13 protein-coding genes and 1 other annotated feature are annotated in these 15,538 nt (G+C 56.3%); of the genes, 1 reads left to right on the top strand and 12 read right to left on the bottom strand.

Annotated features, from left to right (window positions below):
• Positions 1-210: 210 nt before the first annotated feature.
• From TPH_RS02520 to TPH_RS02495, 6 genes are all read right to left on the bottom strand, one after another.
• On the bottom strand, positions 211-741 hold the full coding sequence (locus TPH_RS02520) for an NYN domain-containing protein (RefSeq protein WP_015049656.1): 531 nt from the start codon (positions 739-741) through the stop codon (positions 211-213).
• A 20-nt stretch (positions 742-761) separates the two neighbouring features.
• Positions 762-1,508 (bottom strand): 23S rRNA (guanosine(2251)-2'-O)-methyltransferase RlmB, encoded by a 747-nt coding sequence (rlmB, locus tag TPH_RS02515; RefSeq protein WP_015049655.1) that lies wholly within the window; start codon positions 1,506-1,508, stop codon positions 762-764.
• Positions 1,483-2,193 carry an FAD-dependent thymidylate synthase gene (thyX, locus tag TPH_RS02510; protein ID WP_037999579.1) on the bottom strand — a complete coding sequence of 237 codons (711 nt, stop codon included), beginning with the start codon at positions 2,191-2,193 and terminating at the stop codon, positions 1,483-1,485. The genes rlmB and thyX overlap by 26 nt, the downstream gene beginning before the upstream one ends.
• Positions 2,194-2,211: 18 nt before the next feature.
• Positions 2,212-3,726 (bottom strand): cysteine--tRNA ligase, encoded by a 1,515-nt coding sequence (cysS, locus tag TPH_RS02505; protein WP_037999581.1) that lies wholly within the window; start codon positions 3,724-3,726, stop codon positions 2,212-2,214.
• Positions 3,704-4,399 carry a serine O-acetyltransferase gene (cysE, locus tag TPH_RS02500; protein ID WP_015049652.1) on the bottom strand — a complete coding sequence of 232 codons (696 nt, stop codon included), beginning with the start codon at positions 4,397-4,399 and terminating at the stop codon, positions 3,704-3,706. The genes cysS and cysE overlap by 23 nt, the downstream gene beginning before the upstream one ends.
• Before the next feature lie 45 nt (positions 4,400-4,444).
• Positions 4,445-4,670: a binding site (T-box leader), on the bottom strand.
• Positions 4,671-4,881: 211 nt separating this feature from the next.
• Positions 4,882-7,542: a valine--tRNA ligase gene (locus TPH_RS02495; RefSeq protein WP_015049651.1), complete on the bottom strand. Its 2,661-nt coding sequence runs from the start codon at positions 7,540-7,542 to the stop codon at positions 4,882-4,884.
• Positions 7,543-8,138: 596 nt separating this feature from the next.
• On the opposite strand from TPH_RS02495, the gene TPH_RS02490 reads away from it, so the two are divergent.
• On the top strand, positions 8,139-9,944 hold the full coding sequence (locus tag TPH_RS02490; protein ID WP_015049650.1) for a DUF342 domain-containing protein: 1,806 nt from the start codon (positions 8,139-8,141) through the stop codon (positions 9,942-9,944).
• Positions 9,945-9,993: 49 nt separating this feature from the next.
• Here the strand turns inward: TPH_RS02490 and pstA are convergent, their stop codons facing one another.
• From pstA to TPH_RS02460, 6 genes are all read right to left on the bottom strand, one after another.
• Complete coding sequence (gene pstA / locus TPH_RS02485; protein ID WP_015049649.1) at positions 9,994-10,848, bottom strand: phosphate ABC transporter permease PstA; 855 nt, start codon at positions 10,846-10,848, stop codon at positions 9,994-9,996.
• A complete protein-coding gene (pstC, locus tag TPH_RS02480; RefSeq protein WP_015049648.1) occupies positions 10,845-11,735 on the bottom strand; it encodes a phosphate ABC transporter permease subunit PstC in 891 nt (296 codons plus the stop codon). Before pstC ends, pstA begins: the two co-directional genes overlap by 4 nt.
• 205 nt (positions 11,736-11,940) lie before the next feature.
• Positions 11,941-12,597, bottom strand: a complete 657-nt coding sequence (gene phoU, locus TPH_RS02475; protein ID WP_015049647.1) for a phosphate signaling complex protein PhoU — start codon at positions 12,595-12,597, stop codon at positions 11,941-11,943.
• Between the two features lie 22 nt (positions 12,598-12,619).
• Positions 12,620-13,378 carry a phosphate ABC transporter ATP-binding protein PstB gene (gene pstB / locus TPH_RS02470; protein ID WP_015049646.1) on the bottom strand — a complete coding sequence of 253 codons (759 nt, stop codon included), beginning with the start codon at positions 13,376-13,378 and terminating at the stop codon, positions 12,620-12,622.
• Positions 13,359-14,789, bottom strand: a complete 1,431-nt coding sequence (gene pnpS, locus TPH_RS02465) for a two-component system histidine kinase PnpS (RefSeq protein WP_158502653.1) — start codon at positions 14,787-14,789, stop codon at positions 13,359-13,361. Before pnpS ends, pstB begins: the two co-directional genes overlap by 20 nt.
• 8 nt (positions 14,790-14,797) lie before the next feature.
• Complete coding sequence (locus TPH_RS02460; RefSeq protein WP_015049644.1) at positions 14,798-15,490, bottom strand: response regulator transcription factor; 693 nt, start codon at positions 15,488-15,490, stop codon at positions 14,798-14,800.
• Between the last annotated feature and the right edge of the window lie 48 nt (positions 15,491-15,538).

Genomic DNA, 15,538 nt, shown 5'->3' with positions numbered 1-15,538 from the left:
GGTAGATTCATGATTCTCAATTCAACAGGGATTTTCCGAAGGCTTGAAGAATCTCGGCTTGTCCGCACACACAAGAAATTATACGATAAAAACCCGTCCCAAGTCAACCGCTTCAGCGGCTGCAGTTTTGTGATATTGTCGCCCTTGCTGGTTCTGGTGGCAATCCCAGATCTGTTTGTCCACTGGAATCTTGCGGCGCCGGAACAGCCTTCAGCCGGGGGTTTTGCGCCTGCGCCAGTTTTCAAACAGCTTTTTTGCGGAGTCCGGGAGGCGGTAGTCGAGGGGAATCCGATCACACGCTTCCTGAAAAAAACCTTTTCCCTCTTCTTTGGCCCTCTGGATCTCACGCCGCAGCTCTTCTGGGGTGATCCGGTAGGCGCCCTGCGCAGAAATAATCCTTTGCTCCAACCAGTCATAGGTAACAACGAAGAGAGGCGGCTTTCCCGGTGTCCCCTCTCGGCGCTGGCGGGCAGCGAACTTCTCGATCCAGTTGTCGGCCGTCTCTCCCTCCTTGGTGTAGACCACCTCAATCCCCTGACACTGCTCACATTGCTCAGTGCCGCCCTTTACCTGATGGGCATCGAAGACAACGATCACCCGCATCCCGCAGAAGGCACGGAATTCGCTCAAGATGGCGATCAGCCGGTCGCGCGCATGAGCCAGCTCGGCCTCTTTTAAGTCCTTAAATTCAGGCCAGGAGCTGATAACATTGTAACCGTCCACAAGCAAGATACCGTCCAACTGTTAACCCTCTCCCGCACTCACTCCGTCCCGGCCGACCGCAGGGCCCGCTGGCGCATCGCTTCAAAGAGAAGAATGGAACCCGCCACTGCAGCGTTAAGCGACCCGGTTTTTCCGGCCATCGGGATCCGTACCAAAAAATCGCAATCATCCGCCAGGTGCCCCAGGCCCTTTCCTTCCCCACCGATCACCAGGGCGAGGGGCCCTGCCAGGTCAGCCTCATAATAGGGGAGTTCCCCGGCCGCATCGGCGCCGGCCACCCACAGCCCCACCTCCTTCAGGTCGCGGAGGGTGCGGGAGAGGTTGGCCACTCTGCTCACGGGGAGATGGGCCAGAGCGCCCGCCGATGCTTTGGCCACGGCGCCAGTGAGAGGGGCCGCCCGGCGCTTTTGTATAATCACACCGTGCGCCCCGGCCGCCTCGGCGCTGCGGATCAGCGCCCCCAGGTTCTGGGGGTCCTCCCATCCGACGAGGACGGCAACAAGCGGATCCTCCCTTCGCAGCGCAGCCTGCTGGATGATGCTTTCTACGGTAGTGTACTCCTTGGGGCTCAGAAAAGCGGCAACACCCTGGTGGTTCTTGCCTTCCGCCAGGCGGTCGATAACGGAGCGCATTACGAACTGCACGGGGATCCCCTCCTCCCGGGCGCGAGTGAGGATCTCACCGATGCTGCCGCGACTGCCCCGGGCGACGACTATTTTGTTAAGAGGGCGGCCCGCCTTCAAGGCCTCCAGAACGGGATTACGCCCCCAGATCATCTCCTCCATCGGCCGCCACCCCCCTGCTACGCACCTCCCGTGCCCTGCCGCAGGAGAATTCTCCTTCCCAGCAAATCCCCTCGGTTTCGCAGGACGGGCCGGCGAGGGCAAAGAGAACCGGCGCCACCCGCCGCACCTCCTCCCGCATCTTCAAGGCCAGCTCCCTGATCTCCCACTGGGCGCGACGGCAGCAGCGCAGGCGAAAAAAGTTGTAAAGGGAGCGGGCGTTCATGGTGCAGACCAGCTTCGTCTCGGCTGCATTGGGAAGCAGGTAACGGGCGTCCTCTCTGGGAACAACCCCGGCCAGCTTCCGGTAGGCCTCCCGCAACTCCTCCATCGCCTTTCGGTATAGCTCCAGGGCGTCCGGTTGGGCGGCGATAGAGGGTGGAACGATGTAGGAAAAATTATTCTCGTCCACATAGCGCTGCGACTTCTGGGAATAGGAGGCGATCCTGTGGCGTACCAGCTGGTGCGACAGCGCCCTGCTCACCCCTTCGATGGCAAAGGTAAAGCTGGCGTGCTCCGTTGGGGAAAGGTGCCCCATTGAGATCAGCCTTTTGATCAGGGAAGCCGCTTCGGCATCGGTCAGCGCCTCCTTCAAGCCGACGGCACCCCGGGAGGAGTAGCAGAGCCGCGCCGCTGCGGCCACCGTAGCCTCCGGCTCGGGAGTATAGGCTATGAGTTCCACTTTCATATCCATCAACATCCTTTCCTATACCAGCCGCCAGCGCGTGCCACGGGGGGTATCTTCGATAATGATCCCCTCTTCCCTCAAGGCATCGCGCAGGGCGTCGGACAATTGGTAATTCTTCTGCTGCCGGGCCTCCCGGCGGATCTTCAGCAGCAGCTCGAGCAGCTCCCGGGGGCCGTCGGGAAGCCTGTCCGGAAGCCGGCCGCCCGCTTCGTCCTTAAGGGAAAGGGCAATCCTGATAAGGGGTTGGCGGTATTCCTCTCCCAGCTCCCTCTTCTCCCCCGGCACCAGCCCGAGCACATCCAGGAGGTTCAGGTAATACTCCCTGATCTGCGCCAGCAGGTAGAGCACCCCCGGCGTCGGCTGAAACTGGTCGCCGTTGATAAAGCCGTTGATCTCCCGCCCCATATTGAAGAGGGCGGCCAGGGCCAGGGCGGTGTTGAAGTCGTCATCCATGGCCTCTTCAAATTGAGCCACACAATCCGCCACCCGGCTGCGGAAGGCCTCTGCCTCCCGCGCCAGTCTTCCAGCCGTCTTTTTTCCTTGCCCATCCCCAACGGTATCGTTAAGGAGATCGAGGGTGTTCCCCAGCCTGTTAAAGCTCTTGCGAGCATTTTTCAGTGCAGCGTCGTTGAAGTCCAGCGGGCTGCGATAATGTGTGGATAGGAGAAAGAAGCGCAGGATCTCGGGAGCCCACTCTTGTAAAAGCCCCCTGACGAGAAAGAAGTTGCCCAGGGACTTGGACATCTTTTCCTCGTCCACGGTAACAAATCCGTTGTGGACCCAATAGCGGGCAAAAGGCTCAGAACCGGCATAGGCCTCGGCCTGGGCGATCTCATTTTCATGGTGGGGGAAGATGAGGTCGCTCCCCCCACCGTGAATGTCGAAACCAAATCCCAGATACTTAAGGGACATCACCGAACACTCCAGGTGCCATCCCGGCCGCCCCGCGCCCCACGGACTCTCCCAAAAAGGCTCCCCCGGTTTGGCCGCCTTCCAAAGCACAAAATCCAGGGGATCGCGCTTGCGTTCATCCACTTCCACCCGCGCCCCGGCCAGCATCTCCTCCAGGGTTCGCCCCGAAAGCTTGCCGTACCCTGGAAAAGAGCGCACGGAGAAATAGACATCCCCACCGTACTCATAGGCGATCCCTTTCTCGCAAAGGACCCTGACCATGTCGATCATCTCCGGTATGTGCTCGCTCGCCCGGGGGTGAACGGTGGCCCGCTTCACCCTTAAGGCGTCGGCATCCCGGAAGTATTCCCCGATGTACTTTTCGGCAAGCTCCCGGGCGCTGGTGTTTTCTTCCCGCGCCCTATTGATGATCTTGTCGTCGATATCGGTGAAGTTTTGGACATACTTGACTCTATAGCCCTTATACTCCAGGTAACGCCTGATGGTGTCGAAAACCACCAGGGCACGGGCATTTCCCAGGTGGATGAAGTTGTAGGTGGTGGGGCCGCAGACATACATCCTGACCTGGTTCACTCCCGGGACAAACTCCTCTTTTCTCCTAGACAATGTGTTGTACACCATTAGAGCCACTGCATTCAGCCTCCAGTTCCGCAATCCTGCCTTCCAGCTGCAATACCCTCCGCTGCAGGGAGAGGAGCATCTCACCGATGGGATCGGGGAGTTGATTGTGCCTGAGGTCGATACCTTCCTCCCCTGCTTCCCGTATCCTGCGCCCGTCGCGCTTCACTATCTTGCCGGGTACTCCCACAACGGTGCAGTTGTCCGGCACATCCTTGAGTACCACGGAGCCGGCGCCGATCTTGACGTTATTGCCGATCACCAGCGAACCCAACACCTTGGCGCCGGCGCTGATCACCACATTATTTCCGACTGTCGGATGGCGCTTTCCCTTCTCCTTGCCGGTGCCTCCCAGGGTGACCCCCTGGTAGATGGTCACATTATCACCGATCTCCGCAGTCTCACCGATCACCACTCCCATTCCGTGATCGATAAACAAACCCTCCCCAATCTTCGCTCCCGGATGGATCTCAATACCCGTTAAGGCCCTGTTTAATTGGGAGATCAGCCTGGGGAGCAGCACCAACCCCCGCTTGTAAAACCAGTGAGCAATTCTATGCAACAGGATGGCATGGAAACCCGGATAACAGAGGATAACCTCCAGAATGCTTCTTGCTGCGGGGTCCCGCTCAAAAACAACCTGGATATCCCGCTTGATTCTCCGGAATAGCTCCATTCTTATCCCCTCCTGATTCTCCGTTTAATAAAAAATCCTTTCGCCTTCAGAGACGAAAGGATTTCTTCCGTGGTTCCACTCTGCTTCGGGCAAAACAACACCCCTCTGCCTGGGAATGCTAACGGTTCCCTCCCGTCGATGCCTACTTTAATTCGGCACCGCGACTCCCGAGCGCACTTTCGGTACCGCTCTGCCGGAACCGCTTCCAGCCGGTGACGGTTCCTCTCTGGGGCTTCGCCCTGTACCTACTCTTCTCGTTCACCGTCTTTAAAACCAAAAGGGTTACTTTGTTGATTCATTATACTGAACGGGCAGCGAGGTGTCAAGGGAAGGACAAGGGCGCCCGGAAAATACTAAATCGAGGCCGGTCCTGCCTTAACCTCTCATTAAATATTATGTCTGGAATATTATGTTTAAAACAATAATTGACACATGTAGGCTATTGCTTCCAAAAAGCCGCCGGAAGCAGCAACCGCCGGGACTCAAGACTTCAGGGCCGCCAGCCGGCGGTTGAGGGCCTCTTTGGTCCTTCTCAGTTCGGCTTCCCTTTCCCGCTCCTTCTCTACCACCTCCGGCGGCGCTTTGGCAAGAAACTGCTCATTGGAAAGCTTCTTCTGCACCCGCTGCAAAACCCCCTCAATGGTCTTCGCCTCTTTCTCCAGGCGGGCAAGCTCCTTATCCAGATCCACCAGCCCTGCCAGAGGCAGGTAGATTTCCGTGCCCCTGACCACAGTGCTCAAAGCCTGCTTCGGCTTCGACTGCCCAGGTCCCACGACCTCAAGGGGATCGCAGTTGGCCAGGTTTTCCACATAAGACCTGTAGCTCTGCAAGAGAGCGCCATGCTCCGGAACGGCTATGGCAACACACCTGACGGAACGCCCCGGATGTATGTTCATCTCCCCGCGCATATTCCTGATGCCGCGGATTACCTCCATCAGAAATTCCATCTCCGCCTCGCTCTTCGCGTCATCGAAGTTCTGCTGCACTTCAGGCCAGGGAGCCACCACGATGCTCTCCCCTTGGTGGGGAAGGTGCTGCCAGATCTCTTCGGTGAGGAAAGGCATGAAGGGGTGCAGAAGCTCCAGGGTATTGATGAGAACGTAGTGCAGGACGGCTTGGGCGGTGCGCCTGCTCTCCTCGCTCTCCTTTCCGTAAAGCCGCGGCTTGATAACTTCAATGTACCAGTCGCAAAATTCGCTCCAGATGAATTCATAGAGCAGCCGGGCAGCCTCCCCCAATTCGTAGGCCTCCAGATTGGCGGTTACGCCGCTCACAGTTTTATTAAACCTGCTCAGGATCCACCTGTCGGCCAGGGTTAAACCCTCTCCGTTTTTCAGGTCTCCGGCCTCTTCCGGCCGGAAATCCTTAAGGTTGAGCATGGCGAAGCGGGAGGCGTTCCAGACCTTATTGGCGAAGTTCCGGGCGCCCTCGACCTTTTCCCAGTAAAAACGAAGGTCATTGCCTGGGGTGTTCCCGGTGAGCAGGGTAAAGCGCAGGGTATCGGCGCCGTACTTCTCGATCACCTCAAGGGGATCGATCCCATTGCGCAGCGATTTGCTCATCTTGCGCCCCAAGGCATCAAGCACCAGCCCGTGGATGAGCACCTCCCGGAAAGGAACGTCATCCATGAATTCCAGGCCCATGAAGATCATCCGGGCCACCCAGAAGAAGATGATGTCCCTCCCGGTAACCAGCACCGTTGTCGGGTAGTAAAATTCCAGATCTTTGGTGTACTCCGGCCAGCCCATGGTGGAGAACGGCCAGAGCGCAGAACTGAACCAGGTATCCAGCACATCGGGGTCCTGTTCCAGCCCCGTGCCGCCGCACTGGGAACACTCCGTGGGGTCATTCACCGCACAGATGGTGGCGCCGCATTCCCGGCAATACCAGACGGGGATCCGGTGCCCCCACCAGAGCTGCCGGGAGATGCACCAGTCCCTGATGTTCTCCAGCCAGTTCAGATAGATCTTGGTAAACCGCTCCGGCACAAAGCGGATCCGCCCTTGTTTTACCGCCTCCATTGCCGGCTCCGCCAGCGGTTTCATGCGCACGAACCACTGCTCGGAAACCAGCGGTTCGATGGTAGTGCCGCAGCGGTAACAGTGGCCGACGGCATGGGTGTAGTCCTCGACCTTCAGGAGCAGGCCCTCCTCGGCCAGGTCCTGCACAACCCGCTGGCGGGCCTCCTCCCTGGTCATCCCGGCGTACCTGCCGGCCTCGGCGGTCAGTATGCCATCCTTGCCGATGGCAACTATTTCCGGGAGACCATGGCGGCGGCCGATCTCGAAGTCGTTCGGGTCATGGGCCGGCGTTACCTTGACGGCGCCGGTTCCAAAAGAGGGATCCACGATCTCGTCGGCGATCACCGGGATTTCCCGGTTCATCAGAGGGAGGATGACCTTTTTGCCGATCAGGTGGCGGTAGCGTTGATCATTCGGGTTGACGGCGACTCCAGTGTCTCCCATCATGGTCTCCGGGCGGGTCGTGGCCACAGTAATCCCCGGCCCGCCGTCTACACCGGGATAAGTGATATAGTAGAGCTTAGCTTCCTCATCGGTATGCTCCACTTCGATATCGGAGATCGTCGTCCGACAGCGGGGGCACCAGTTGATGATGTAACTCCCCCGGTAGATCAGCCCCTTCTCGTAGAGACGGCAGAAGACCTCCCGCACCGCCCGGGAGCATCCCTCGTCCATTGTGAAGCGCTCCCGCTCCCAGTCGCAGGAGGCCCCCAGCCTCTTCAGCTGTTCGATGATTTTGCCGCCGTAGGCCTCCTTCCAGGCCCAGACGCGCTCCAAAAACTTTTCCCTACCGAGATCGTACTTGCTCAGGCCCTCTTTGGCCAACTGCTCTTCAACCCGGGCCTGGGTGGCAATTCCGGCGTGATCCGTGCCCGGCAGCCAGAGTGTGTTGTAACCCTGCATCCGGCGCCAGCGCACCAGGACATCCTGCATGGTGTTGTCCAAGGCATGCCCCAGGTGCAGGGAACCGGTGACGTTAGGGGGAGGTATGACAATGCAAAAGGGCTTCCCCCCTTTCTCCGGCTCCGCGTGAAAGAAGTTCTTTTCCAGCCAGAATTCGTACCACTTCTTTTCAACCCGATGAGGGTCATATGTCTTGGGAATCAGCTGTTCGTCCCTCATTTTTCCTCCCTCGATAAAAAACTGCTCCGAAAAAGCAATAAAACAACTCTTGCGACCAACGGGGTTAGAGACTTCACCTAAGAATCCCAACCAGCAGAGGCACGCAACTATAAGTTGATTCTCAATAATTGTACGGTTCTGCCACCGCATTTGTCAACTCGAGGGGTGGTAACGGCCGATCAGAGCATCGGCGCCCTCGGACCAAAGCCGCTGCCGGTCCTTGTATCCTGTTTCCTCATTTAGATCCGCCAACCGGGGACAATAGAGCAAAATAATTCTATATGATTACACAATTTAATAAGGTAGTTCTGGCGCAGGGTTGCCAGCCCTTTAATTTGACACAGGTCGGCCTGTGTGGGAAAATGGTCCTAGAAAACAGATCTCGAGAAACCGGTTGTAAGCATCTTCTCAAGAACATCTTGGGGAACAACTGTCGGCACTAACCAGGAGCCGGATTCATCCGGTGTTACATCCCGGTCAACTGAACAACTAGGGAAACACATGAGCAGTAACCTCATCCCTGCAGTTTTATCACCACATTCTCGCTTCGATGCAGCTCCGGATTCTTTGGGAAAAGCCTGCTTGGAGGAACGCTAATGTTGCGAAGCGGCAACCAAGACTCAAAACTTCCCAAACAAAACGATACTCAGGCCGACCATGACGCAGTCGATCTTCCCTGCTGGCTGGCAATCATCGGTGGAATAGTAGTGGCCAGTCATCCTGAAGGGGGCCCCTATCCCATCCTTCATCCCTGCAAAGGACTGCGATTATTTATCAACGGTCAGGAAAAAACCGAGCCGGTACCGGTAAGAACAAGCGATCACGTAGAGATAAGAGGAACAACTGAGATTGAGAAAGGCTCCTGGCACCTTCAGGTTTCACCTGATAAAATGGAAGCCGTTCTTCATATCAAACCGGAACTGGTAATCAAGCGTATAGTCAAAGATATGCCCCCCTCACGCTACTTGAGGCCGGAATTCCAAGAGGTAAAAGAGTCCTCTGCCCCGCTAACCCTCAAGGAGCTGGCAGAGGAGCTTGCACAAAAAGGTATTAAATACGGTATTGACCGGACAGCCTTTAACCTTGCCCTCACCGCTACTGAGGAAACCTCCATAGTTGTTGCCCGAGGCAAGGAGCCCGTACCGGGCACAGATGCTGATGTCGAGTTTTTCTTCGAAAACCGGGCGAAGGTGCCCGTTGAAAAGGATTTAAACAGCACGGTTGATTTTCGAGATATTTTTTCCTACATATCGGTGGAAGCGGGGACGGTTTTGGCCAAGAAGCGGCCGGCCGTCAAGGGAACTCCGGGCATTGCCGTCAGCGGGGAGGTCATCCCCCCACCAGAACCCCGAGATATTGAGTTGTTCGCCGGACAGGGCTGCGTTATCAGTGATGACGGATTGGAAGCAATAGCGATTAATTTCGGCCGCCCTGTTGCCAAAAGAAAAGAGAATAGGGTTCTTATCTCCGTCCTCCCTATTCTCCAGCATCAAGGGGACGTGGATATCTCTTCCGGCAACATCTCTTTTAACGGTGACATCAGTATCTCCGGTCAGATCAAAGAGAAGATGCGCGTCAAGGCCGGGGGGAATGTCGCCGTAAAAGGCATCGTATCCCACAGCGAGGTCATGGCCGGGGGATCAATTATTGTGCACAACAACATCTTTTCTTCAACACTCATTGCCGGATTATATCAGGTTTTCCCCCAGCAACTCGTTCAAGTCCTTAAGAAAATTGAAAAAGAACTGCAGAACCTGGTTGGCGTCACGAAAACTCTCGCCGGCAAGCAGCCGCAGGAGAAATTGCCGGTCGGTTCTGAGATCCTTAAGAACTACCAGGACCTTACCTCTGCAATAACACTTCTGAGCGAAGGGGTTCGGCAGTTCCCGCAGCTGACGGCCATCGAAGAATTTCGGCTGCTGGTGAACAGCCTGACCGCCATCGCGCGCTCCCCTTTGACTGCAACCAGTCCGGTTTTTCTGGAGAAAACCGCAAATGCTCTTTCAAACTTCTTCAAAGATGTCAACCCTCCCTCTCAAGAGGAGGGGAATATTATAATTCACTACGCCGTTTCTTCAACACTCATGGCCGCCAACCGGATCCAGGTGACGGGCAAAGGCTGTTACCACTGTGAACTCCATGCCGGTAATTCCGTTAGGGTAGACGGCATTTTTCGCGGAGGTAAAATCCTGGCAGGAGGGAATGTGTACATCGGAACTCTGGGAGCGCGGGGCACACCCACCTCTGTTGCCACCACCGAGGGGTCCATAACCGCTGGCTACGTCTTTGAAGGCTCCCTCATTCGCCTCGGGAAGTCTTCTTATAAGTTTGAGAGGAACGAAGAAAAAGTTGTCCTCACCCTCGACCCGACGGAAAACCGGATCAACAAAACCTACTGGTGAGCAAACTCCCGCTCCCTGACCGTCCCTTCAGCGGCTATAGCAGATCCCCCTATCTGTTCCCGCCTACTCGCCCCATCAAGCGCTGCAGAAGGCAATAACCGGCCAGGTTCAACAGGAGAACGACCATGACCAGCACCGCCCCTGTGGCAAAGGCGACGGAAAATTCCCCGGTCTCCATGGCCACCAGATAAAGGTGCATGGAAAGTGTGCGCGCCGGGCTGAATACAGACCTGGGTACGAGGAGGGAACCGCCGAGGGTCAGCAATAAAGGTGCCGTTTCCCCGATCACCCGGCCAACACCCAGGAGAACACCGGTAAGAATCCCCGGAAGAGCGCTGGGAATTACCACATGAAGGACGGTGTCCCACTTACCGGCACCCAGAGCCAGGCTTCCCTCCCTATAGGAGGTGGGAACTGCGCGCAGAGCCTCCTCCGAAACCCGGACAATAGTTGGCAGAATCATGCAGAAAGCAGTCAGGGATCCGGAGAGAATCGACCATCCCCCTGTCAGAGGTTGCAGCATCACCACAAAGAAAGCAAAACCAAAAAGCCCGATGACGATGGAGGGTATCCCCGCCAGAGCATCCGTAAAGAACCTGATCACCCGCACCAGGGGGCCCTCATGGGTAAATTCGGTCAAATAAACGGCCGCTCCAACTCCCACCGGCACCGCCAGAAGCATTGTCACAAAGATAAAATAAAGGGTGCCGATAAGGGGTGAATAGATTCCCCCGGCGCTTCCCATGCGGCGAGGATTTTCCAGGAAAAAGTCGATACTGAGCTTCCCCAGTCCCTGCATCATGATGTAAATAATGATCAAAAGAAGCAGGCCAACCGTAATGACGGCGGCGCTCCAGACCAGCGCTTGCGCCAGTCGCTCCCTGGTTTTTTTAAGGCCGCTCACCTGGTTCTTACCCCCTTTCCGGCAAAGAGGAGGACGCAACTGTTTAAGAGCATAATCAAAAGAAAGAGGACAACCCCGGTTGCAAAGAGTGCCTGGGCATGCTCCCCAGAGGCATAAGCCATCTCCAGGCCGATATTACCGCTCAAGGTGCGTACAGGAGAGAAGATTGACCTGGGCAGGGCAGGGGCGTTCCCGGCAACCATCAGAACGGCCATGGTCTCCCCGACAGCCCGCCCCATGCCGAGAACAACCGCGGCAATAATTCCGGAGCGGGCGGCAGGAAGCAGGCAGTGAACAATGGTCTCCCAACGGGGAACACCCAGAGCGTAAGAGCCTTCCCTGTATTCTCCGGGTACGGCGCGCAGGGCATCCTCGGAGATGCTGACGATTGTGGGAAGGATCATGACGGCCAGAACCAGAGAGGCGGCCACAATACAGTAACCTGTTTTCATCTCAGGAGACAGCATGGCTCCAAACCAGTTCATCGCCACCTGGCGCACTAACGGAACGATGACGGTCATGCCGAACAGGCCGTAGACCACAGAGGGAATCCCCGCCAGCAGCTCCACAGCCCGCCGCGTCCAAATGCCGATCCCTGCCGGAGCATACTCGGCCAGAAAAATTGCCGTTGTTACCCCGAGGGGTACACCCACCAGAAGGGCACCCAGGGTCACCGCAAAGGTGCCGACAACCATCGGCAGGATGCCGAAATCCCCCTGCCCGGGTGACCAGTTTCTCCCGAGGAGAAAGGAGAAAAATCCCGTTTTTGACAGCAGGGGGTATCCCTGAAGGAAAACGAAGAGACCGACTAAGACGACCACCATGATCGAGGTCAAAGCACACAACAGAAGAAGTCCCGGGTAAAACCTTTCTTTTTTCACAAGCATCTGTTTCCGAACTCCTTGCTACCGTGAAAATAGCCGCAGAAAAAACTCTTCCTGCGATCCGCTGCCTTTCGTACCCCCGTCACGGTCTTCCTTCGTTATTTTATCTGTCAATAATTAAGGAATTATTAAAGTGATATTACGTTTCCATAAAAAAGCCGGGCCCGGAGGAGGATCCACCGGCCCGGTCGTTCATCGGGCCAACAGTTTAATCATTGAGTTCCTTGCGTTCACCTTTCACCATATAGTAAACCGACTCCCCGACATTGGTGGCATGATCGGCAATCCTTTCCAGAAACCTGGCGACGAAAAGAAGTTGGGTGGCCTGTGTGATGGTACGGGGATCTTCGATCATAAATGTCAGGAGTTCCCGGAAAACCTGGTTATAAAGAGCATCCACCTCATGATCGTAGTCGCGCAAACAGAGCACTTGCTCGGGATCCTCCTGAACATAAGCGTCCAGGCTGATCCTGGTCATCCTCTGGGCGATCTCCATCATCCGGGGGATATCGATTAGCGGCTTGATGAGCTGCTGTCCGGAAAGCCGCAGGGTAACCCTGGCGATATCCACGGCCAGGTCGGCCATCCTCTCCAGGTCGGTGATGATCTTGATGGCCGTGCTGATCACGCGCAGGTCACGTGCCATAGGCTGCTGCAGGGCGAGGAGCCTCACACAACTGTCCTCTATCTGCACCAGGTAACCGTCGATGGCATCATCACCGTCGATCACCTTTTGCGCCAGCTCCTCATCGCGCTCTTTAAGCGACTTAACGGCTTTGTAGATAGCCTCTTCAACCATCGTCCCCATTATTAAAACATTTTCCTTCAGATCTGCAAGCTGCTCACGATAGGATTTTCTGACCACCTTCCAGTCTCCCACCTTTCATTTAACCATACCGACCGGTGATGTAATCCTCGGTCTCTTTCCTGACGGGATTGGTGAAAAGCCTTCCCGTTTCCCCAAACTCTACAAGCGTCCCGTCCCATAGAAACGCCGTGTACTGGGAGACACGCGCCGCCTGCTGCATGTTATGAGTGACGATAACGATGGTGTAATCACGTTTAAGCTCATCGATGAGGTCTTCCACCCTGGCCGTAGAAATAGGGTCGAGCGCAGAACAGGGTTCATCCATCAGCAGAACTTCCGGTTCCACCGCCAGTGCCCGGGCGATGCAGAGACGCTGCTGCTGGCCCCCGGAAAGTTGCAGGGCGGGCTTGTGCAAGCTGTCCTTGACCTCATCCCAGAGGGCGGCCTCACGCAGGCTCTTCTCTACAATCTCGGCGAGAACCCGCCGGTTGCGGATGCCGTGCCGCCGCGGCCCGTAAGCGACATTTTCAAAGATGGACTTGGGAAAGGGATTCGGACGCTGGAAGACCATGCCCACACGCTTGCGCAGATCCGCCACATCGAGCCCCGGTCTGTAAATATCCTCCCCATCGAGCAGGACACTGCCCTCAATTCTGGCCCCGGGAATGAGGTCGTTCATCCTGTTCAAAGACCTGAGCAGGCTGGATTTGCCGCATCCCGAAGGACCGATCAGGGCCGTTACCTGGTGAGCAACGATTTCCAGGTTGATATCCTTCAACACCCGGTTGGTGCCGTAATAGAGATTCAGATTGCTGATCTTAAATTTTATCTCTTCCATAATTTCCTGTTTCCTCCACTTCTTCTACTGCAGGCAGAGAAAAATAAAATTTCGAGCCCCTACCCGGTTCACTCTCCACCCAAACGCGCCCGCCGTTTGCGCTGACCAGGTGTTTAACTATGGCCAGGCCGAGCCCGGTTCCCCCCAGCTTACGGCTCCGCGCCTTATCCACCCGATAAAAGCGCTCGAAGATGCGCGGCAAGTCCTCCGCCGGGATACCGATCCCGTTATCCTCAACTACGACAATGACCTCAATCTCCCCGGGAAGCAAACCGACAGCTACCCTGCCACCCTCCGGCGTATACTTCAAGGCGTTGTCTAAAAGATTGGATAAGATCTGCTCCAGGTGGTCGCTGTCGGCCCGGACATAAACAGCCTCCGGAGGAAGACCGGTGTTCAACTCCAATCCCTTTTTCCGGAAACGAGGCTGCAGGCGGTCGACAATCTCTTTGATCTCCGCAGTTAAGTCCAGATTTTCCGGCTGTGGTTTGACCTCCCTGGATTCAATCTTGGAAAGCTCCAGCAGATCCTGGATGAGGCGGCTTAAGCGTTCCGCCTCCTCATTGATAATAGACACGAATTCCTCAGCAGCCCGGTGGTTGTAAAGGGCGCCTTCAAGCAGAGTTTCCGCGAACCCCTTGATAGAGGTGACGGGTGTTTTCAATTCGTGGGAAATATTCGCCACAAACTCCGCCCGCACCCTTTCCAACCGCCTGATCTCCGTAATATCATAAAGCACGACCAGGACACCGCGTCTTTCTCTCCCCTCCCCGCAGACGGGAGCAGCCGTTACCTCCAGAATGCGCTCCTCCGGGTAAATGATAGAGATTTCCCGGCGCTGCGGCCGCCATTCCCCAAGCACTTCAGAGATCAGCTGGCTTAAGGAATAATTCCTGACAACTTCTACCTGAGATCTTCCTCGGACCTCCTCTTGACGTATCCCCAGGATCTCTTCGGCAACAGGATTTACCATAACAATGCACCCGCCGCCGTCCACCAGCAGAACCCCACTTCCCATATGAGCTAGAACAGCTTCGAGCTGACCTCTGCTTTCCTCCAGGTCGCCGACGGTCTTCCTGATGCGAGCGGAGAGGTTGTTCAGGGAACACGCCAGATCGCCCAACTCATCCGCAGCCGGGTGCTTGACCCGGGAACCCCAGTTGCCCTGAGAAAGCCGCCGCGCCACATCGGCAAGTTCCCCCAGGGGATGGGTAATCCCCCGTACCAAAACCAGCACCGCGGCGATGCTAACCACGAAAACAAGCGACGCCGCCGCCAGGAACGGCCACCATTCCTGCGCAACAATCACTTCCCTACCCCTCGCCGGGAGATATCGAAGAGCAGCCAGGCCAAAGGCCAGCAGAGCACACCCCAGAATCAAAAGGAACCCCAGGGCCAGTTTGATTCCCATCCTGTTCATCATTCTGGCGGTTGGAACTTGTAACCCACCCCCCGCACTGTTTTTATGTAGACGGGATTACCCGGCTCTCTCTCGATCTTCTCCCGCAGGTGCCTGATATGAACGTCAACCACCCGGTCATCACCGTAAAAATCATCCCCCCAGAGTTTTTGCAGGATGTATTCCCTGCTCATGACAAGGCCGGCATTCCGCAACAGCAGCAACAGCAGCTCAAATTCCCTGGGTGTGAGTTCGATCTGCTCTCCGCCCCGCCGGACCTCATACCTGGCAGGATAAACCACCAGTTCTCCAAATTCCAGCTGCTCCTCCTGGCCCGTCCTCCGTTCCCCGGTGCGGCGCAGGATCGCCCTCACCCTGGCAATCAGCTCCCGCGGGCTGAAGGGCTTGGTCAGGTAATCATCCGCCCCTATCTCCAGACCGAGTACCCTGTCGATCTCCTCATCCTTAGCCGTCAGCATCAGAACCGGGGTCATCATCTTTTCCTGGCGCAGCAGGCGGCACAGAGAAAAGCCATCCATCCCCGGGAGCATGACATCGAGGATGACCAGATCTGGTTTTTCCTGGCGGATCTTTTCCCAGGCTTCCTGCCCGTCACCGGCAGTAATGACTTCAAAACCCTCTTTCTTTAAATTATAGGAAACAAGTTTCACAATCACATCCTCGTCATCAACCACAAGGATCCTGGGAGGCATGAGTCTCACTCCTATATCCTTTCTTGCCCAAATATCGAATATCTCTCA

It is taken from the genome of Thermacetogenium phaeum DSM 12270 (assembly GCF_000305935.1).
Classification (GTDB): Bacteria; Bacillota; DSM-12270; order Thermacetogeniales; family Thermacetogeniaceae; genus Thermacetogenium; species Thermacetogenium phaeum.
Note: the sequence above shows the minus strand (reverse complement) of the source record. Positions and strands in the feature narration are given on the sequence as shown.

Bases quoted from the DNA above. Each gene is read 5' to 3' on its own strand.
- thyX (WP_037999579.1), bottom strand. From the start codon at position 2,193: ATGAAAGTGGAACTCATAGCCTATACTCCCGAGCCGGAGGCTACGGTG.
- pnpS (WP_158502653.1), bottom strand. From the start codon at position 14,789: ATGGGAATCAAACTGGCCCTGGGGTTCCTTTTGATTCTGGGGTGTGCT.
- TPH_RS02460 (WP_015049644.1), bottom strand. From the start codon at position 15,490: ATGCCTCCCAGGATCCTTGTGGTTGATGACGAGGATGTGATTGTGAAA.
- cysE (WP_015049652.1), bottom strand. From the start codon at position 4,399: ATGGAGCTATTCCGGAGAATCAAGCGGGATATCCAGGTTGTTTTTGAG.
- cysS (WP_037999581.1), bottom strand. From the start codon at position 3,726: ATGGTGTACAACACATTGTCTAGGAGAAAAGAGGAGTTTGTCCCGGGA.
- pstC (WP_015049648.1), bottom strand. From the start codon at position 11,735: ATGCTTGTGAAAAAAGAAAGGTTTTACCCGGGACTTCTTCTGTTGTGT.
- rlmB (WP_015049655.1), bottom strand. From the start codon at position 1,508: ATGGAGGAGATGATCTGGGGGCGTAATCCCGTTCTGGAGGCCTTGAAG.
- pstB (WP_015049646.1), bottom strand. From the start codon at position 13,378: ATGGAAGAGATAAAATTTAAGATCAGCAATCTGAATCTCTATTACGGC.
- TPH_RS02495 (WP_015049651.1), bottom strand. From the start codon at position 7,542: ATGAGGGACGAACAGCTGATTCCCAAGACATATGACCCTCATCGGGTT.
- TPH_RS02490 (WP_015049650.1), top strand. From the start codon at position 8,139: ATGTTGCGAAGCGGCAACCAAGACTCAAAACTTCCCAAACAAAACGAT.